The organism is Streptomyces sp. NPDC044704 (assembly GCF_056433525.1).
Genome location: NZ_JBWKGY010000003.1, coordinates 232,407 through 251,967, shown reverse-complemented (window position 1 = coordinate 251,967; position 19,561 = coordinate 232,407). Strand labels below are relative to the sequence as shown.

16 protein-coding genes are annotated in these 19,561 nt (G+C 72.9%); 11 read left to right on the top strand and 5 right to left on the bottom strand.

Features of this window, described 5'->3' with window-relative positions; translation table 11 throughout:
• The first annotated feature begins 83 nt into the window (after nucleotides 1-83).
• The 3 genes from AC07B0_RS08605 (at nucleotide 84) to AC07B0_RS08595 (ending at nucleotide 3,264) form a co-directional block, all read left to right on the top strand.
• Entirely contained in the window at nucleotides 84-1,202 is a 1,119-nt protein-coding gene (locus AC07B0_RS08605) for an alpha/beta hydrolase (protein WP_469376658.1), read from the top strand.
• A 197-nt stretch (nucleotides 1,203-1,399) separates the two neighbouring features.
• The gene (locus AC07B0_RS08600; protein WP_356872541.1) at nucleotides 1,400-2,479 is read left to right on the top strand and encodes an alpha/beta hydrolase; all 1,080 of its coding nucleotides are present in this window, start codon (nucleotides 1,400-1,402) and stop codon (nucleotides 2,477-2,479) included.
• Nucleotides 2,480-2,484: 5 nt separating this feature from the next.
• Nucleotides 2,485-3,264 (top strand): trypsin-like serine peptidase, encoded by a 780-nt coding sequence (locus AC07B0_RS08595; protein ID WP_356872539.1) that lies wholly within the window; start codon nucleotides 2,485-2,487, stop codon nucleotides 3,262-3,264.
• A 25-nt stretch (nucleotides 3,265-3,289) separates the two neighbouring features.
• Here AC07B0_RS08595 and AC07B0_RS08590 read toward each other — a convergent pair whose 3' ends face one another.
• The 3 genes from AC07B0_RS08590 to AC07B0_RS08580 form a co-directional block, all read right to left on the bottom strand.
• Nucleotides 3,290-4,225: an EamA family transporter gene (locus AC07B0_RS08590; protein ID WP_469376660.1), complete on the bottom strand. Its 936-nt coding sequence runs from the start codon at nucleotides 4,223-4,225 to the stop codon at nucleotides 3,290-3,292.
• Nucleotides 4,226-4,269: 44 nt separating this feature from the next.
• Nucleotides 4,270-5,088 (bottom strand): isocitrate lyase/PEP mutase family protein, encoded by an 819-nt coding sequence (locus AC07B0_RS08585; RefSeq protein WP_469376662.1) that lies wholly within the window; start codon nucleotides 5,086-5,088, stop codon nucleotides 4,270-4,272.
• A gap of 241 nt (nucleotides 5,089-5,329) precedes the next feature.
• A complete protein-coding gene (locus tag AC07B0_RS08580) occupies nucleotides 5,330-6,442 on the bottom strand; it encodes a pyridoxal-phosphate dependent enzyme (RefSeq protein ID WP_356872533.1) in 1,113 nt (370 codons plus the stop codon).
• A gap of 209 nt (nucleotides 6,443-6,651) precedes the next feature.
• Between AC07B0_RS08580 and AC07B0_RS08575 the strand changes: the two genes are divergently transcribed.
• From AC07B0_RS08575 to AC07B0_RS08540, 8 genes are all read left to right on the top strand, one after another.
• A complete protein-coding gene (locus tag AC07B0_RS08575; protein ID WP_478897364.1) occupies nucleotides 6,652-8,226 on the top strand; it encodes a S8 family peptidase in 1,575 nt (524 codons plus the stop codon).
• A gap of 145 nt (nucleotides 8,227-8,371) precedes the next feature.
• Nucleotides 8,372-9,532, top strand: coding sequence for a DUF4190 domain-containing protein (locus AC07B0_RS08570; protein ID WP_478897362.1), 1,161 nt, complete (start codon nucleotides 8,372-8,374; stop codon nucleotides 9,530-9,532).
• Between the two features lie 137 nt (nucleotides 9,533-9,669).
• Nucleotides 9,670-10,422: a GntR family transcriptional regulator gene (locus AC07B0_RS08565; protein WP_356872527.1), complete on the top strand. Its 753-nt coding sequence runs from the start codon at nucleotides 9,670-9,672 to the stop codon at nucleotides 10,420-10,422.
• Between the two features lie 203 nt (nucleotides 10,423-10,625).
• Entirely contained in the window at nucleotides 10,626-12,308 is a 1,683-nt protein-coding gene (locus AC07B0_RS08560) for a purine-cytosine permease family protein (protein WP_356872525.1), read from the top strand.
• A gap of 160 nt (nucleotides 12,309-12,468) precedes the next feature.
• Nucleotides 12,469-12,663: an SPOR domain-containing protein gene (locus AC07B0_RS08555; protein WP_267012425.1), complete on the top strand. Its 195-nt coding sequence runs from the start codon at nucleotides 12,469-12,471 to the stop codon at nucleotides 12,661-12,663.
• A gap of 66 nt (nucleotides 12,664-12,729) precedes the next feature.
• Complete coding sequence (locus AC07B0_RS08550; RefSeq protein ID WP_467290204.1) at nucleotides 12,730-13,176, top strand: (deoxy)nucleoside triphosphate pyrophosphohydrolase; 447 nt, start codon at nucleotides 12,730-12,732, stop codon at nucleotides 13,174-13,176.
• Nucleotides 13,177-13,330: 154 nt separating this feature from the next.
• Nucleotides 13,331-13,759: an ATP-binding protein gene (locus tag AC07B0_RS08545; protein WP_356872521.1), complete on the top strand. Its 429-nt coding sequence runs from the start codon at nucleotides 13,331-13,333 to the stop codon at nucleotides 13,757-13,759.
• 213 nt (nucleotides 13,760-13,972) lie between these two features.
• A complete protein-coding gene (locus AC07B0_RS08540) occupies nucleotides 13,973-16,534 on the top strand; it encodes a SpoIIE family protein phosphatase (RefSeq protein WP_356872858.1) in 2,562 nt (853 codons plus the stop codon).
• Nucleotides 16,535-16,589: 55 nt separating this feature from the next.
• Here the strand turns inward: AC07B0_RS08540 and AC07B0_RS08535 are convergent, their stop codons facing one another.
• Both AC07B0_RS08535 and AC07B0_RS08530 read right to left on the bottom strand, forming a co-directional pair.
• Nucleotides 16,590-17,333 carry a PspA/IM30 family protein gene (locus tag AC07B0_RS08535; protein WP_467290210.1) on the bottom strand — a complete coding sequence of 248 codons (744 nt, stop codon included), beginning with the start codon at nucleotides 17,331-17,333 and terminating at the stop codon, nucleotides 16,590-16,592.
• A gap of 52 nt (nucleotides 17,334-17,385) precedes the next feature.
• The gene (locus AC07B0_RS08530; protein WP_469376671.1) at nucleotides 17,386-19,533 is read right to left on the bottom strand and encodes a TPM domain-containing protein; all 2,148 of its coding nucleotides are present in this window, start codon (nucleotides 19,531-19,533) and stop codon (nucleotides 17,386-17,388) included.
• Between the last annotated feature and the right edge of the window lie 28 nt (nucleotides 19,534-19,561).

The window sequence follows — 19,561 nt, the reverse complement described above, 5'->3', positions numbered from 1 at the left end:
GGGGCGTTCGCCCATCAGGACTAAGGGGATGTCCAGCCGTTCTGTCCCGCCCGGGACAGGCATGACCGTTCGGAGCGAAGTCCGTGCACCAGTACCCGCAGCAGCCGTCCAGCCGCGAGCCCGGGCGCGCGCCCAGGCGGTCCCGGCGCGCGGTGTGGATCAGCGCGGGCGTCGCCTGCGCGCTGCTCGCCGCCGGCGGTGGCTTCGCCGCCTGGAAGTACGAGTGGTTCTCCGGGAACGGGGAGGCCGTCAGCTTCGGCAAGAACCCGGCGCCCGCCGCCGACACCGGGGCCAAGAAGAAGTCCCCGGAGACCGCGGCCACGCCCACGCCGAGCGGCGACCCGGACGTGCTCATGCCCTCCGGACCGAAGTCCGCCTTCAAGCAGACCGCCAAGCTCGACGACGGCACGGTCATCGCCAAGACCCGGCTGACCGGCGCCAAGTCGGGCTTCGAGGGGGACGTCTGGGTGTGGGCCCCCAAGGAGTACGACGACCCCAAGTACGCCAAGAGCGCCTTCCCGGTCCTCATCGCGCTCCCCGGCGGCAACGGCTACCCGGCGAACTACTGGTCCGACCGCAGCCTGGGCCTCCAGAAGGCCGTCAGCGAAGGCGTCAAGGCCGGCACCAGCCTGCCGTTCATCCTGGTCATGCCCGTCCTGAACCCGGACGCCAAGTACTACTACGACGGCTCCGACATACCCGGCCAGGCCAAGATGGGCACCTGGATGGCCGAGGACGTGCCGGACTTCGCCCGCGCGAACTTCCGTACGTACAAGTCCCGCGACGGCTGGGCCTTCATGGGCAACTCCTCCGGCGCCTTCGTCGGCCTCAAGCACGTCATGCAGCACCCGGACAAGTTCAAGGCCGTGATCGCCAACGGCGGCGAGATCGTCCCGGACTCCCCGCTGTGGAAGGGCCACCAGGCGGAGATGGACGCCAACAATCCGGAGAAGCTGGCCCAGAAACTGATCGACACCAAGGGCCCCGAGGTCCTCGTCGCCTTCCAGTACGGGACCAAGGAGGGCGGCCGCGCCCGCCTGGACAAGTTCCAGCAGCAGTTCGGCAAGGGGCCCGTCAAGGTCACCATCCACGAGATCGTGGGCGGCGACCACAACGGCTGGGACTACGTCCGCGGCATGAAGGAGAGCGCCTTGCAGGAGGTCAGCAAGGTGCTGAAGGCTCCGAAGCCCGACGCGGGCTGATCCGGGACCCCGGCCCGGCCGGACCGTCCCGCCCCCGTTCCCGCCCCGTTCCCGCCCGGGGCCACGTGGCCCTCGCCACGTCGCCCCGGTCCCAGGCAACCCATACGGTCGTTCACACCTCTGTCAGGTGTGTAAGGGGGACCTATCGGTCCGACTCGCGCCCAACCAGGGCGCCGGAGAAGGAACGGGAACAATCCGTGCAGCATGACCAGCAAGGCGACGAAGGCCCCGCGACCGGGGGCCACCGTCGCCCGAAGCGCCTGCGTCCGCTCCTGATCGGCGGACTCGTCTTCGTCCTCGCCGCCGGGGGCGGCGCGGCGGCCTACAAGGCGGGCCTCTTCTCGGACATAGGGGATCCGGTGTCCTTCGGGAAGATCCAGGAGTCGGCGGCGGCCGAGGACATCCGGCCGGGGGTGCTCATGCCCACCGGCCCGAAGGCCGAGTTCACGCGCGCCAGCCGGCTGCCGGACGGCACGCAGATCGCGATGACCACGCTGACCGGGGCGAAGTCCGGTTTCACCGGTGACGTGTGGGTGTGGGTGCCGAAGGAGTACGACGAGCCGCGGTACGCCAAGAGCGGCTTCCCGGTGCTGATCTCCCTGCCCGGAGGCCGCGGCTACCCCAAGAACTACTGGGGCACCGGGCCCGGCCTCGGCCTCCAGCAGGCCGTGATCGACGGGGTCAAGGACGGCACCAGCCTGCCCTTCATCCTCGTCATGCCGGTGATCAACGCCGACACCAAGCACCACTTCGACGGCTCGGACATCCCCGGCCAGCCGAAGATGGGCACCTGGATGGCCGATGACGTCCCGGATTTCACGAAGGCCAATTTCCGCACCTTCACCTCCCGCGACGGCTGGGCCTTCATGGGCTCCTCCTCGGGCGGCTTCGGTGCCTTCAAGCACGTCCTGAAGCACCCCGAACGCTTCAAGGCGGCCATCGCGAGCGGCGTCGACATCGTCCCGGACTCCCCGCTGTGGAAGGGGAACCGGCAGGCCATGGACGAGAACAACCCCGAGAAGCTCGCCGAGAAGCTGATCAGGGCGGGCGGCCCGGACGTCTACGTCAACTTCCAGATCGGCACCAAGGAGAGCGGCCGGGACCTCGCCGAGAAGTTCATGAAGGAGTACGGGAAGGGCCCCGTGCACACCCGGCTCCAGGTGATCCAGGATGGTGAGCACAACGGAAAGTCGTACGTACGCGGCATGAGGGAGGGTTCGCTGGCGTGGATCAGCAAGGTGTTGCAAGCGCCGACCCCCGACCCCGCCGTGCCCTGAGCCCGGTGCTGAGGGGCGCTTCGGCGGCCGCCGCCGCGGGGATCGCGGCGGTGGCGGGACTCGTGCTCCTCAAGGCGTCCGAGGACCGGGCGGTGCATCCGTTCCCCACCGTCGGCGTGCTCATGGCGGGCGGGGAGCACTGGTGCACGGCGAGCGTGGTCGACAGCCCTGAGGGCAACGTCGTCGCCACCGCCGCGCACTGCGTGGCCCCGGCCGGTGAGGACGGTCAGCCGGGCGAGGTCGCGCACGACGGCCTCGCCATCGGCGAGCTCGCCTTCGCCCCCGCCTTCTCGGGCGAGGGCGCCGGCACCCAGCCGCTCGGCGTGTGGAAGGTCCGCTCGATCCACGTGGACGAGCGCTGGACGAAGTGGGGCGAGGACACCGCCGACTTCGCCTTCCTCACCGTCGAACCGGACGAGGACGGCCGCAGCGTGCAGGAACGGGTCGGCGGCGGCGAGGCGCCGAAGCCCGACTGGACCTCCGGGTACGAACGCGAGGTGACCGTCGTCGGCTACCCGGAGTCCGAGCACAACCCGCAGAACAAGCCGGTCTCCTGCACCACCCAGACCCGCCACGACGACGAGGACCCCGACATGCTGTACATCAGCTGCTCGGGCTTCTGGACGGGCACCAGCGGCAGCCCCTGGATCGCCGACCGGGGCGGCACGGGCCAGCCCGGCCGGCTGATCGGGGTGCTCAGCGGCGGCGACACGGACGTGGACTCCACGGCCGCGCTGTACGACGAGCGCGCCAAGGCCCTCTACGAGCGGGCGGCCCGGGGCTGAGCCCCGCCGTCCCCGGCGCCCGCCGCTACTTCTTGCGCTCCGTGCTGACGATCACGCCGACCGCCGCCACCACGATGCCGCCGCCGAGCAGGATCGGCCAGGTCAGCGCCTCGTCGAGGATCAGCGCCCCGAGCGCGACGGCGACGACCGGATTGACGTACGCGTACGTGGACACCAGCGACAGCGGCGCCGCCTGGAGCAGCCACGCGTACGCGGTGAAACCGACCACCGACCCGATCAGCACGAGGTAGGCCAGCGCCAGCCAGGAGGCGGTGGAGAAGGAGCCGGGATCCAGGCCGTGCTGCTCGCCGCGCAACAGGCCGACGACGACCCCGCCGACCCCGCCCGCGAGCATCTGGTAGGCGCTGCCCGTGAAGGGGTTGCCCGGCAGCGGCAGCTTCGACGCGGAGAACGAGCCCAGGGACCACAGCACCGCCGCCACGACGACCAGCAGGACGCCCGACAGCCGGACGGCCCCGCTGAGCCCGGGACCGGTCAGCACCGCCAGCCCGGCGAGACCGACCAGTACGCCGCCCAGGGTCCGCGCAGGCGGCCGGTCCCCGGTGGCCGTCCGCAGCAGGACCACCCACATCGGCACGCTCGCCACCAGCAGGGCGGCCAGTCCGGACGGCACGCTGGTCTCGGCCAGCACCACCAGGCCGTTGCCGCCCAGGATCAGCAGGAGGCCGACCAGGACCGCCGAGCGGACCTGCGCGCCGGTGGCCTTGAGGGCGGCCGGCCCGAACCGCCAGGCGACGATCCCGGTCAGCACCAGGCCGGCGGTGATGAAGCGGGCCCCGGCCGAGAGGAACGGCGGCATGGTCTCGACGACGATCCGGATGCCGAGGTAGGTCGAGCCCCAGACCACGTACACGAGGGCGAGCGCGGTCCAGACGGCGCCGGTGATCTTGCGGTGCGGGGGCGCGGCGGGGCCGCTCTCGACCGGGGTTGAGGTGCGCATGTCCGGATCCTAGGGTCGTTGGCCCTTGCAGGCTTCTGGATTTCTCAGCCCTTGAGCAGGCCGTTCAGCTCGCCGTACGGGAGCGCGTCCGCGAGCGGGCCGTACGTGCCGCCGGCCAGCAGCTCCTCGGTGGCGCGGCGGACCAGGGCGTACGCGGCCTCCGCGACCCAGGACCCGAGGCTGACCCGCGCCACCCCGAGGGCGCCGAGCTCGGCCACGGACGGCGCGGCGGGGCCGACGAGGACGTTGAGCGGGGCGTCGATGCCCTTGGCGAGTTCGGAGACGGTGGCCGGGTCGACCACGCCGGGCACGAAGATGCCGGAGGCCCCGGCTTCGAGGTACGCGGCGGCGCGGGCCAGGGTCTCGTCGAGCCGGGTCTCGGGGGCGCCGAGGCCGAAGAGGTAGGTGTCGATGCGGGCGTTGACGAAGAGCGGGACCCCGGCGGCATCGGCGGCGGCGCGGGCCGCGGCGAGGCGCTCCGCGTGGTCGGCGGGGGCGCGGTTGCCGTCCTCGATGTTGACGCCGACCGCGCCGGCGGCGAGGACCCCGGTGACGGTCTCGCCGACGGCGGCGGCGTCGGCTCCGAAGCCGCCCTCGATGTCGGCGGTCACGGGGACGGACACGGCGCCGGCCACGCGGGCGATCAGGTCGAGGGCGCGGTCGCGGGCGAGGGCGTCGCCGTCGGGGGAACCGAGGGACCAGGCCACGCCCGCGCTCGTGGTGGCCACGGCGCGGGAGCCGGCGGCCTCGACGACGCGGGCGCTGGCGACGTCCCAGGCGTTGGCGAGGGCGAGCGGGGAGGCGGGGGTGTGCAGCGCGGCGAAGGCGGCGGCGCGGGCGGCGAGGTCACGGGAGTCGGTCATGGGTGCAGTCCATCAGACCGCCCCGCCCGGGGCTGGCGAATTTCCGACACCATGTCACCTGGCCCCCGCCGGCGCCGCTGGTGCGGACCGTCCACCGGGGTCCCCCGCCCGGGCTCTTGCCCGACCCGCCGACCCGCCCGGCCCTCTGCTCGGGCCGCCGGGCCGCCCGCCCGCCCGTTTGGGCCGTCTGTCCGCGCGTGCCCCGGCCGGAGGCCCCTCCCCGGTGCCGCCCCGGCAGGGGTTACGTGGCCAGGCCCGTCTTCGCGCCCGCGCCGCACAGGGGGAGGACCGCGGTGCGGCCCTGGAGGGGGTCGCCGGGGGCGCCGGGGCGCACCGCCGCCCAGCAGGCCGCGGCGGTCGGCTCGACGAAGAGGCCGCGGCGGGCGAGGTCCCGCTGGGCCTCGCGCAGCCGGTCGTCGGGGACGGTCAGGAAGGTGCCGCCGGACTTCCGTACCGCCGCCAGGATCTGCCGGGCCCGCGGCGGGGCCGGGATCGCGATTCCCTCGGCCAGGGTCGGCAGCTGGGGCACCGGCCCCGCGTCCTCGGCGCCCGCCGCGAACGCGGAGGCCAGCGGGGCCACCGCCGCCGACTGCACCGCGATCAGCGCGGGCGGCCGCACCCCGCGCCGGGCCAGCTCCTCCACCGCCAGCGCGGCGCCGAGCAGCAGCGTGCCGTTGCCGACCGGGACGACCAGTACCTCGGGCAGCCGTCCGGCCATGGCCTCCCAGACCTCGTACACGTACGTCTTCGTGCCCTGGAGGAAGTACGGGTTGAAGACGTGGCTCGCGTAGAAGACGCCGGGTTCGTCGGCGGCGGCCCGGGCGGCCGTGGCGGCGGCCTCGCGGCCGCCCGGCACGATCCGTACGGCGGCCCCGTGGGCCCGCATCTGCCCGGTCTTCTTCTCCGAAGTGCCCTCGGGCACGAAAACTTCACAATTCAGTCCGGCCCGCGCGCAGTACGCCGCGACGGAGGTTCCGGCGTTGCCGCTGCTGTCCGCGACCACCCGCTCCGGGGCCAGCCGCCGGGCCACCTCGGCGAGCATCACCGCGCCCCGGTCCTTGAACGACAGCGTCGGCATCAGGAAGTCGAGTTTGGCGTGAACGCGCTCCGCCAGCGGCACCAGCGGGGTGTGCCCTTCGGACAGCGTCACCGAGAATGCCCCCGGCAGGGGCAGTGCGGCCGCGAAACGCCACAGGGAGTGGGGTCCGGCGGACGGTTCCAGGGCGGTGGCCGGATCAGGTGCGAAGTCGAGGTCCCAGGGGCCACCGCAGACCGGACAGCACCACGGGGCGGTCCGCACGTCCGCGCGCGTGCCGTCCTCGGGGCAGAGGTAACCAGGGAGTGCGTGCGTCATGTGCGGAACGCCTTTGCTCAATCATGGCCGTTGTATGGCACGGATGTTACGCGTCCGTTGTCCTCTTGTCGGATGCCGCACAGGTGGGTCAACCTTTCGGGAGCGACGGCCTGTTGGGCACCGCTCATTGTCATGAGCATGCCTTTTGGTGCCTTCGTGCGCCGTCGCACACCCCCCGCAGCGCACCACCTATGAGGAGGAACCCTCACATGTCCGTGATGCGTCACACCCGCCGGAAAATCGCCGGCATCAGCGCGACCGCCGTCGTGGCCCTCGCGCTCGGCGCGGCCGCCGCCTTACCCGCCTCGGCGGCCGACCACGGCGCACTGGGCGTCATTCAGAACGCAGGCGCCGAGGGAGCGATCCCGGGCAGCTACATCGTGACCCTGAACGACTCCGCCGCCCGCTCCACCGCGGACAGCGGCAAGGCCGTGGCCAAGCGGTACGGCGCGAAGATCGACCGGACCTACAGCGCCGCCCTCAACGGCTACTCCGTCGAGGTCTCCGAGCCGCAGGCCAGAAAGCTCGCCGGCGACCCCGCCGTCAAGTCGGTCGTGCAGAACCGCCTCTTCACGGTCGACGCCACCCAGCCCAACCCGCCGTCCTGGGGCCTGGACCGCATCGACCAGCGCTCGCTCCCGCTGGACAACAGCTACACGTACCCGGACAAGGCCGGTGAGGGCGTCACCGCCTACGTCATCGACACCGGCGTCCGCATCACGCACCAGGACTTCGGCGGCCGCGCCTCCTACGGCTACGACGCCATCGACAACGACAACACCGCCCAGGACGGCCACGGCCACGGCACCCACGTCGCGGGCACCGTCGGCGGCACGGCGCACGGCGTCGCCAAGAAGGCCAAGATCGTCGGCGTCCGCGTGCTCAACAACCAGGGCTCCGGCACCACGGCCCAGGTCGTCGCCGGCATCGACTGGGTGACGCGCAACGCCGTCAAGCCGGCCGTGGCCAACATGTCGCTCGGCGGCGGGGCGGACCCCGCGCTCGACACCGCCGTACGCAACTCCATAGCCGCCGGCATCACCTACGCCGTCGCGGCGGGCAACGAGTCGACCGACGCCAGCACCAAGTCGCCGGCGCGCGTCGCGGAGGCCATCACCGTCGGCTCCACCACCAACACCGACGCCAAGTCCAGCTTCTCCAACTACGGCAGCATCCTGGACATCTTCGCGCCGGGCTCCAACATCACCTCGACGTGGGGCACCGGCGACACCGCCACGAACACCATCTCGGGCACGTCGATGGCCTCCCCGCACGTGGCGGGCGCGGCCGCGGTCTACCTCTCGCAGAACCCGGCCAGCACCCCGGCCCAGGTCTCCGCGGGCCTGGTCGCCGCGGCCACCCCGAACGTGGTGACCGGTCCCGGTTCCGGTTCCCCGAACCGGCTGCTGAACGTGGGCGGGGGTACCACCCCGCCGAACCCGGGCACCCGCTTCGAGAACCTGAACGACTACGCGATCAACGACAACGCCACCGTCGAGTCGCCGGTCACCGTCAGCGGGATCTCCGGCAACGCCCCGGCCACGCTGAGCGTGCCGGTCGACATCAAGCACACCTACGTCGGTGACCTCAAGGTCGACCTGGTCGCGCCCGACGGCACCGTCTACAACCTGCGCAACCGCACCGGCGGCAGCGCGGACAACATCGTCCAGACCTTCACCGTGAACGCCTCCTCCGAGGTCGCCAACGGAGTCTGGAAGCTGCGGGTCGCCGACCTCGCGAACGCCGACGTCGGCAAGATCGACTCGTGGGCGCTGCAGTTCTGACGACCCCCCGGGAGACCGGGAGGCAAGGGGCGCGATAACAGGCTGGATCGCGCGATGAACGCGGGGGCGACCGAGGACTCGGTCGCCCCCGCTGCGTACTATTCGCGCATTCGTTCGCGCCCCCCGTGATGGAGCACCTCACCCCGTGAGCACCCCGCCCCCGCCGCGGCCTCCCGCCGGCCCCGGCCACCACTGGCCTCCGCCGTCCCCGCAGCCGCCGTGGGGGCCGCCCGCCCGGGCGCTGCCGCCCGAGCTCAACGGGTTCGCCCTGGCCTCCCTGCTGGTCGGGCTGCTCTGCTTCCCGCCGCTGGGCATCGTCTTCGCCGTGGTGGCGCTGGTGCAGATCGCGCGCAAGGGGGAGCGCGGCAAGGTCCTGGCGGTCGTGGGCCTGGTGGTCTCCGTGGGGATGACCGCCGCCGTCGTGGCCGGCGCCGGGGCGTACGGCAGGGAGTTCCTCGACCGGCTGGGCCCGTCCCGTTCCCCCGAGGTGACCGAGGGCGAGCTGACCGTCATGGAGGAACTCCGGGCGGGGGAGTGCTTCAACGTCCCCGGCGGCGACCTCCTCGACGAGGACCCCCTGGTCTACCGGATCGGCTGCGCTTCGGTCCACGACGCCGAGGTGACCTCCGCGACCCTGCTCGGCACGGACTCCTTCCCGGGCACGCAGGAGCTCCAGCGGTCCGTCACGGACATGTGCTGGAAGGCGCAGGACGCGTACGCGATGGACACGTGGGCGCTGCCCGGGTACGCGGAGATGTTCTACTTCGCGCCCTCGCGCGAGTCCTGGCTGGCGGGCGACCGGCGTCTGATCTGCGTGATCGGAACCTCCGAGGAGGAGCACGAGGGGAGCCTGCGCCGGGACGAGGGGATGCTGACGCCCGAACAGGTCACCCTGCTGCGCGCGCTGAACGCCGCGGACCAGGCGCTGGGGCGCGGACCGGACGCCGAGGTCGCCGACGCCCTGCCCGAGTACCGGGCGTGGGCGCGGGAGGTCGAGGAGTCGCTGGGCGCGGAGGAGCGGATGCTCCGGGACGTGACGCGCCGTCCGGGGACGGGTCCGGCGGCGGCCGCGCAGCTGAAGGAGGTCGAGGCGGCGCGCAAGGCGTGGCAGCGGGCCGCGCGGGCGACGAAGCCGGCCGAGTTCCAGGCCGCGTGGGACGGGGCACTGGCGGCGATATCGGTCGATACCGAACAGGCGCTGCGCGGCGCCTACGGTTTGGCGACCGTGGTTCCGGAGTGGCTGGAGGACTACCCGGGGGATGCGGGCGAGGATTCCGGGGGCGGACCCTCGGCGGAATCCGTCTGAGGCCTTGTGGGTAACGCGCGGTAACGGGTTTGAGTGACCTGCCTTCATCACTTCGGGTGAAACTCTGGCCCGTGCTTGCGCTGCACAACCGTCGGTTGCCAGGGTGTAGCTGTCTGTCAACCTGATGGGAGTGGCCAGTGACTTTCGGTGAGCAGCCGGCCTATCTGCGCGTCGCCGGGGATCTGCGACGGAAGATCGTCGATGGGTCCCTGCCCCCGCACGCCCGGCTGCCTTCACAGGCCCGGATCCGCGAGGAGTACGGGGTCTCCGACACGGTGGCGCTGGAGGCCCGCAAGGTCCTCATGGCGGAGGGGCTGGTCGAGGGCCGCTCCGGCTCCGGCACGTACGTGCGCGAGCAGCCCGTACCGCGCAGGGTCGCGCGCTCCGGCTACCGCACGGGCGGCTCGTCGACGCCGTTCCGGCAGGAGCAGGCGGAGACGGGCGCGCGCGGCACGTGGGAGTCGAACAGCGAACAGGCGGAGGCGCCGACCGAGATCGCGAAGCGGCTCGGCATCGAACCGGGCGACCGGGTCATGCGCACGCGGTACGTCTTCCGCGACGCGGGGGAGGCGATGATGCTCTCCACCTCCTGGGAGCCCCTCGCCGTGACCGGCCGGACCCCGGTGATGCTGCCGGAGGAAGGGCCGCTCGGCGGCTCCGGGGTGGTCGACCGGATGGCCGCCATCGACGTCGTCGTGGACAACGTGGTCGAGGAGGTCGGCGCGAGACCGGGGCTGGCCGAGGAGATCATGTCGCTCGGCGGGGTCCCGGGGCACGTGGTCCTCGTGGTGAGCCGCACCTACTTCGCCTCCGGACGGGCGGTGGAGACGGCCGACGTCGTCGTCCCGGCCGACCGCTACCGCCTCGCGTACCACCTGCCGGTGAAGTGACCCCGCCCCGCCCGGCCCGCCCGGCCCGGCGGTGTCCCCGGGGGCCCGCGCCCCGGGCCGACGCGGCCGGGGCCGGGTACCGCTGAGCGGACGGGGGGTCGCGGGGGAGTTCACACCGCGGTGACGCGGGGCGGGCGGGCGTTACGCCCGGGCAACGCCGGGGAGTGACGGGCCGTCACGTGGCGGCCCTACCGTCGGGCGCCATGACCGACACCGCCACCACCCCCGCTCCCGCGCCGCCGGCCCGCAGCTACGCCAAGCTCGCCGCCGACGAGAGCCGCGAGGACTATTCGCTGAGGTACGCCCCGCACGCGTTCCGCCGGTGGGGACCCGGCACCGTCGCCGGCACCGCCCTCGGCGGGATCGCCTACCTCGCCGACTTCGCGATCGGCGCGTCCATCGTCTTCGCCTACGGCTTCACCAGCGGCGCCGCCGCGATCCTGGCCGCCGCGGCCGTCATCTTCCTGACCGGCATCCCCATCGCGCGCGCGTGCGCGACGTACGGGCTGGACATGGACCTGGTGACGCGCGGCGCCGGCTTCGGGTACTTCGGGTCGACCCTGACCTCGCTCATCTACGCCTCCTTCACCTTCATCTTCTTCGCCCTCGAAGGCTCGATCATGGCCCAGGCCATGCACCAGGCCTTCGGCCTGCCGGTCGAGATCGGCTACCTGGTCACCACCCTCATCGTGATCCCGGTCGTCTTCCGCGGCATGGGCGCCCTCGCGAAGGTGCAGGCCTGGACCCAGCCGGTCTGGCTCGTCGGGCTGGCGCTGCCCTTCCTGGTGCTCGCCTTCGAGGCCCCCGGCAGCTGGGGCGCCTTCACCCACTTCGGCGGTACGGAAGGAGCCGGCCCGGGCTTCTCCTGGATCGGCTTCGGCTTCGGGACCGGCATCGCCCTCTCGCTCATCGCGCAGATCGGCGAGCAGGCCGACTACCTGCGCTTCATGCCCGCCAGAACCACCGCCAACAGCCGCCGGTGGAACCTCGCCGTGCTCGCGGCGGGCCCCGGCTGGGTGGTCATCGGCGCCGCCAAGCAGCTCGGCGGCGCCTTCCTCGCGTTCGTCGCACTGGAGGCGGTCGGCAAGACCCACGCCCTGGAGCCGATCGCCCCTCAGATCGAGGCGCTGCGCCCCTGGCTCGGCGGGTTCGCGCTGCCCGCCGCCGCGCTGTTCGTGATCGTCTCCCAGATCAAGATCAACGTCACCAACGCCTACAGCGGCTCGCTCTCCTGGTCCAACTTCTTCTCCCGCATCACCCACCGCCACCCCGGCCGGGTCTGGTACATCTTCCTCAACCTCGGCATCGCGCTGACGCTGATGGAGCTGAACATGTTCGCGATGCTCGGCAAGCTGCTGGGCTTCTACTCCAACGTCGGCATCGCCTGGATCGCCGCCGTGGCCGCCGACCTCGTGATCAACAAGCGGCTCGGACTGAGCCCGCCGTACATCGAGTTCAAGCGGGCCTACCTCCACGCCGTCAACCCGGCGGGTTTCGGCGCGATGGTGATCGCCTCCACGGTGTCGATCCTCGCCTTCTTCGGACTCTTCGGGACGTACGCCGAGGCCTTCTCCACCTTCATCGCGGCCGGACTCGCCCTCCTCCTGTGCCCGTTGATCGCCTGGGCGACCCGTGGGAAGTACTACCTGGCCAGGCCGAACACCGTGAACGGCCCCGGGGTGGAGGTCGCGGACGTCACCGCCACGCACACCTGCTCGGTGTGCGAGACCGCGTACGAGCTCCCGGACATCGCCGACTGCCCGGCCCAGGCCGGACCGATCTGCTCGCTGTGCTGCTCCCTCGACGCCACCTGCGGCGACGTCTGCCGCAAGGCGCCGGAGGCCGGGGCGGTGATCCTGCCGATGCCCTCCGTACGCCGGGTCTGAACCGGCGTACGCGGCCCGTTCGTACGCCTGGCCGGATGCGTACGCCCCCTAGGTACCTCTTCGTGAAAAACCGTATCCGCTCAGTAAAGGTCGGGCGTAAGCTCGGGCATATGCGCAATGCGGTTTCCTGGGCAGGTACATCGGCGGAGGGTGAAGCGCGATGAACGACAGCGGTGCCCTGCTCCCATGGCTGGTCATACGTCAGGACGACAACGGCAACCGCTACCGGGTGGGCCGGTACCCCACCCGGGCCGAGGCCCAGAAGGTGGTCGACAGCCTCGACGACCGGGGACACAAGCAGCTCTACTGGGTCGAGCGGATCGGGCAGGGCAGCCAGACGGCCACGACGAACTAGGCCGGGCGGCCGGGCGGCGGAGACCGGGCCGCCGGAACGCCGACAGCACTGGCATAGGCTCCGCCCATGACTGAACGCGTGGTCGTGGGCGGAGCCCTTTGTCATGACGGGCGCCTGCTGGCCGCCCGGCGCAGTGCGCCTCCCGAGCTGGCCGGCCGGTGGGAACTGCCCGGCGGGAAGGCCGAGCCCGGTGAATCCGTCCCCGAGGCGCTGGTGCGCGAACTGCGCGAGGAGCTCGGCGTCGAGACCGAGGCGCTGGAGCGCATCCCGGGGGAGTGGCCGCTGAAGCCCGGTCTCGTGCTGCACGTGTGGACGGCCCGGCTGGTGTCGGGGGAGCCCGCCCCGCTGGAGGACCACGACGAGCTGCGCTGGCTGGGGCCCGGGGAGCTCGACTCCGTCGACTGGCTCGACCAGGACCGGCCCGCCGTCGCCGAGGCCGGGCGCCGACTGCGCGCCGGGCTGCGCGCCGCGACGCCACCGGAGCCGCACGACGGGGCGCACCGGGGCGCGTGAGGCTCCCGCTGTAGGCCGTCTGCGCCACAGTGCGCCGGTGCGTGGGGGATCGAGTGGTACGACGCCCCGAATATCGGGTATGTCGCTATTAATCCCTATCTCGTCCCCCTTTCGTCACCGACGAACCGGACTGGGGTCGCTGCTGGCCCGGGAAGTGATCGGCGTGATCGACGCAGACGGTGAACGTGCCGAATGGGCCTTCCCCGCCGAACCCGGTGCCGTCCGCACCGCCCGCCACGCCGTGCGCGGCACCCTGCGCTCCTGGGGCCTGGACTCCGTCGGCGACGTGACCGTCCTGCTGGTCAGTGAGCTGGTGACCAACTCCCTGCGCTACGCCTCCGGCCCCATCGGGGTCCGTCTGGTACGGCGCAAACCGGCCGCCGGGGACCAGCCCGGCGCCGACGCGCTGCTCGTGGAAGTTTCCGATCCGCTTCCGGATCCGCCCCGCGAGCGGGTCGCGCAACCGGACGACGAGGGGGGCCGGGGACTGCACCTCGTGGCGGTCTCCGCACAGCGCTGGGGAACCCGGCACGGGAAATCGGGCAAGACTGTGTGGTTCGAGTTGGCTCTTCCTGGTGAGTAACAAGGTGAAGGGTGGCCGACGATCACCGGACGTGGCTCGAAAACAACGGGACCTTTTTGTGATCGTGAACGCCGTGCCGTCCGGGGCCGTGGTGCTGAATACTTCGGTCCATGGCCGGTCCGGTTGCGGTGAGCTGGAGGGGACGGTCGCGTGAGCGAGATACCTGCGCAGGCACATCAGGCCCGAGTGCCCAGGGAGACATGGCACGACTCCTTGTGGCACAGCAGCCCGCCTGGCTCGATATATGACTACATAAAGGTCGCGTCGTTCTCGATCGGTCCGGACGGGCTCGTCGACCAATGGAGCCTGCGCGCCGAGGAACTGTTCGGGCTCACCGCCGCCCAGGCGGTCGGGCGCGATCCGGTCGAGGCCTTCATGCCGCCCGAGCTGCGGGCCGACGGGCACCGCAAGGTCGCGGAGATCCTCGACGGCAAGGAGTGGACGGGCCTGATCCCCTTCCGGATCCCGGACGGGGACGGCGCGCACGGCGTGGCCGAGATCTACGTGATGCCGACCCTGACCGAGACCGCCGAGCGGGCCGCGCTGTGCGTCGTCGTCGACGTCCGAGCGCTGCGGCGGATCGAATCCGATCTTGCCGCCTCGCAGGCGATATTCGGCCAATCTCCTTTCGGCTTCCTGCTCTTTGGTACGGACTTCACCGTGCAGCGCGCGAACCGCCGCTTCGCCACCGTCTTCGGCGGCGCCGTGGAGGAGCACCGCGGCCGCACCGTGCACGACTACCTGCCGCCCCACGAGGCCGACCGGATGGCCGAAGCCCTGCGCCGGGTCCTGGAGACCGGCGAATCCGTCACCGACCTGCGGATCACCGGCGCGGCCCCGGGCAGCCGCGAGAAGCGGCACTGGTCCATCAACCTCTACCGGGTCCACGGCGGCACCGGCCTGCCCATCGGCATCGCCGGCCTCGGCACCGACGTCACCCGCCGCCACCTCGCCGCCCGCGAGGCCGCCGGGGTGCGCCGCAACCTCGCCCTCCTCAACGAGGCAGGGCACCGGATCGGGAACTCCCTCGACCTGGAGACCACCGCCCGGGAACTCCTCGACGTCACCGTCCCCGGCTTCTGCGACCTGGCCGCCGTCGACCTCTACCAGGGGCTGCTCCTCGGCGACGACGACCGGCCCGCACGCCCGCAGGGCCCCGGGGTGCCCTCCCTGCCCGGCCAGGGCGCCGGGCGGGCGCCGTCCGCGCCGCTGCGCCGGGTGGCCTTCGCCTCGGCCGTGTCGGACGCCCCGCTGTCGGGGCCCGGCGCGCTGGTCTCCGTAGGGGAGATCCACCGCTATCCGGCCGCCTCGCCGGGCGCGCTGGCCCTGCGCACGGCACGGCCCCGGCTCGCCCCGGCCGCCGGACCGGACGACCTGGTGCAGTCCACGCTGATCGTGCCGATGGTCGCCCACGACACGGTGGTGGGCCTCGCCCAGTTCTCCCGTACCAAGGGCAGCGAGCCCTTCGGGGAACGGGACCGGGCCGTCGCCGTGGAACTGGCCGCACGGGCCGCCGTATGCATCGACAACGCCCGCCTCTACCGGCGGGAGCACGAAAGGGCACTGATACTGCAACGCAGCCTGCTTCCCCCCGGCGACCCGGAAGCCGCCGGACTCGACATCGCCTGCCGCTACCTGCCGGGGAACGCGGCGACCGAGGTCGGCGGCGACTGGTTCGACGTCATCGAACTCCCCGGGCACCGCACGGCGCTCGTCGTCGGCGACGTCATGGGCCGCGGACTGCGGGCCGCCGTCGCCATGGGCGAGCTGCGGACCGCCGTGCGCACCCTGGCCCTGCTGGACCTCGAACCGGCCGAGGTGCTCACCGCCCTCGACGAGGTCGCGCGCGGCCTCGGCGCCCCCGGCGGCTCCCAGCAGGCCTCCCGGGCCGCCCTGCACTCCCGGGACGCCGACCGCTCCGAGGTGTACCTCGCCACCTGCGTGTACGCCGTCTACGACCCGGTCACCCGACGCTGCACCATCGCCAACGCGGGCCACATGCCGCCCGTGCTGGTCGAACCGGCGGAGGAGGGCGGCACCCCCCGCCCCGGACTGCTGCTGGAAATCCCGACCGGGATGCCCCTCGGCGTCGGCGGGGAGCCGTTCGAGGAGGTCGAGGTGGAACTGCCGGAGGGCGCGCTGCTGGCCCTGTACACCGACGGACTGGTCGAATCCCGCGACCACCCGCTGGAGGAGGGGCTGCGCGGACTCCGCGACGCCCTCGCGGACCCGGTGCGCCCGCTGGAGGACGTCTGCGACCACGTCCTCAACACCCTGGACACCCGGCACGGCGAGGACGACATCGCCCTGCTCATGGCCCGCGTCCAGGGGCTGCCCGTCGACGCCGTCGGCGACTGGCAGCTGCCCCGCGAGGCCCGCTCGGTGGGCCGCGCCCGGGAACTGGCCCGGGCGAAGTTGCCGGCCTGGGGACTGGAAGGACTCCTCGACACCACGGAACTGCTGGTCAGCGAGCTGGTGACGAACGCCCTGCGGTACGGAGAGGGCGAGATCAGGCTGCGCCTGCTGCTGGACCGGACCCTGGTGTGCGAGGTGTGGGACGCGAACCTGGCCCAGCCGCGCCGCCGCCGCGCCCGCGACACCGACGAGGGCGGGCGCGGACTCCAGCTGGTCGGCCTGCTCTCCGCGGGCTGGGGCACCCGGCGCACCCACCGGGGCAAGACCGTCTGGTTCGAACTCCCGCTGCCCATGCCGGGCGGCGTGGGAGAGGCCGTCACCGAACTGTCCGCGGAGCAGCTCCTCGGCATGTACGGGTAGCCGGCGCCCGGGGGTGCGCGGCCGGTCGCGGCCGGCGCACCCCCGGGGCCGGGCCTCAGGCCGCCCTGCCCGCCCCGCCCGCCCCGCCCGCCTTCAGCGCGGCCAGGCGGGCCTCGATCTCCGAGGTCTTGCCCAGGTCCTCCAGCGATTCGAACTGCGCGTCCAGCGAGGACGCCGCCAGTTCCTGCTTCCCCATCGCCATGGCCTCCTCCCGCCGGACCTTCTCCTCGAAGCGGTTCAGGTCGCTGGTCGGGTCCATGACGTCGATGTTCTTCACCGCGTCCATCATCGTGTTCTGCGCCTGCGCCGTCTTCGCCCGGGACACCAGCTCGTCCCGCTTCGCCTGGAGCTCCGTCAGCTTGTTCTTCATCGAGTCCAGGCCCGACTTGAGCTTGTCCACGACCTCCGTCTGGGCGGCGATCGTCGGCTCCGCCGTCCTCGCCTCCTTCTCCGACTGGAGCTGCCGGCCGAGGGCCACCTTCGCGAGGTTGTCGAACTTGTCGGCGCTGTCGGCGTCACCCGCACCAGACGCCCGCAGCTCGTCCGCCTTCCGGCTGGCGGCCAGCGCCTTGCCGCCCCATTCGGCGGCCGCGTCCACGTCCTCCCTGTGGTCCGCCTCCAGCATCCGCAGGTTGCCGATGGTCGTGGCCACCGCCTGCTCGGCCTCCGAGATGTTGTTCGTGTAGTCGCGGATCAGCTGGTCGAGCATCTTCTGCGGATCCTCCGCCTGGTCCAGCAGCGCGTTGATGTTCGCCTTCGCGAGCTGGGTGACACGGCCGAGGATGGTCTGCTTGCTCATGTGGGTCTCTCCTGGTGAGGGAACGTCGGGTGCGGCCGGGCCGCCTCGTCGGTCAGAAACGGCCGCCACCGCCCATCCGGCCGCGCGTGCCGCCGCCGCCGAAGGAACCGGGGCCGCGGCCGCCCCCGCCTCCGCCGAAGCCGCCCCCGCCGCCGAAGCCGCCCCCGCCGCCGAAGCCGCCGCCGAAGCCGCCCCCGCCGCGCCCGCCGCCCCGCAGGATCTCGCCGAGGATGATCCCGCCGAGTACGGCGCCGCCCCGGCCGCCGCCGGCGCGCGGGCCGGAGTACGGGTTCTGGTAGCCGCGTACGTCCTGTTCCGCCAGCTGCTGCGCCTGCCGGGCCAGGGAGTCCGCCTGCTGGGCCTCCGACAGCGCGCCCGCCGGGTCCGTCCCGGCCAGCGACACCGAGCGCTCCAGGTGCCGCTGTGCCTCCGCCAGCCGGGTCCGGGCCTGACTGCCGACCGCGCCCCGGCTGGTGGTGACGTAGTCCGTCGCCGCGCCGATCGCGCTGCGGGCCGACAGCAGGGCCTGGTCCAGCAGGGCCGCCGCGCGCCGCCGGCCCGTCTCCTGCTCCCGCGCCCCGGCCAGGGAGTCGTCGAGGGCCGCGTCGGCCTCCTCCACGCGGCGCAGGGCGTCGATCGGGTCGTACCGTCCGGCCGCCTGCTCCTGGCGTACGTCCGCCAGTACGGCCTCCGCCCGGCCGATGCGGCCGCGCAGGTCCGCCGTCGAGGTGCCCTCCGTGGTGCCCGTGAGGAGCCCGCGGGCGTCCGCGAGGTCGGTCTCCGTCTCCGTCAGCGCGCCCGGCAGCTTCCCCGCGGCCTCCGCGAGCTCCTGCGCCCGCCGCTCGACCGCGTCCACCAGCGTCGCCGCCTGGTCCACCGCGCCCTCGGCCGCCCGTACGTGCACGGCCGCCCTGCCGTTCTCCCCGTCGTGCAGCGCCGCCCGGGCCTCGCCGAGGTGGGTCGTCGCGAACAGCAGCCGGTCCTTGGCCTGTTCCGGGTTGGAGGCCACCGGCGCCGCCGCCGAATCCGCGTACCGCCCGGTCAACGCCGTCACGGTCGCCGTCGCCGTCGTCGTACGTCCGGTCAGCTCCCGGAAGTGCGCCTCGACGGTCTCCACCGCCTGCGGGGCGTTCTTCTCCAGGTCCCGGAGCCGGTCGAAGGCCTCCGACTCGGCGTCGAGGCGCCGGTTCGCCTCCGTGCACCGGGACACGATCTCGTCCAGCATCCGGCGTCGCGTCGCGTCGTCCTCCGGATAGGCGTCGTCGAGCTGCTGGCGCAGCCGGAACGCGTGCGTCAGCTCGTCCTTCGCGTACGCCACGGCCTCCGTGAAGGTGCCGACGGCCTCGTCGCCGAACTGCGCCGAGGCGAAGCCGAGTTCCTCGGTGCTGGTGCGGACCGCGTCGTCCGTCGCGACCAGCAGCGCCTTCGCCCGGGCGTCGAGCGCCGGCAGCGGCTCCGGTTCCGCCCTCCGGCCGTCCCAGCCCGTGTGCGTCGTCTCCGTACCGCGGCCGCCGCCCTTGCCGCGCTTGCGGCGCCGGTACGCGTACGCGCCCAGCGCCCCGGCCGCGCCGACGGCGACCACCGGCAGCACGAAGTCGCCCGCGCCGCTCTCCCCGCCCGTCCCGCCCGGGTCGGCCTCGCCGGGGGTGATGGCCGGTACCGGGACCGGCTGCCCGCCGAGCACCGCGGCGTACCCGTCGGCCGCGCCGATCGCGGCGCCCGCCCAGTCGTTCTGCTTCAGGGCGGGCTCGATGGCCGTCCGGGCGACGTCGTCGAGCTGCTGCTGCGTGAAACCGGACTGGGTGTCGGCCGAATAGGCGTACTGCCGGGCCCCGGTCGCCACCGCCAGCAGGACGTCGTTCTGGCCGAGGCCGTTCTTCTGCGCCGTGGCGTCCGCCCAGCTCTGCGCGGAGCGCCCGGAGAAGTCGCGCACGTACGTCACGAAGAGCTGGATCCGCCGCTGCGCGTACAGCTCGTCCAGCGCGGCCGTCACCGCGGGCAGCCGGTCGCCCAGCGCGCCCACGCGGTCGGTGACCTGCCCCTGCTGCGACAGGGTGACGGGATCCTCGGCGCGGGCCGCGGGCGCCCCGGCCACGCCCCACCCGCCGAACGCCAGCAGCGCGGCGGCCAGGACCAGTCCGGTGCGCAGGGATATGCGGGCGGCGGAGCGCCTCGTCGTCCTGCAGGGGGGCGGAGTCACATTTCGGAGATTATGGGCGGATCGGCGT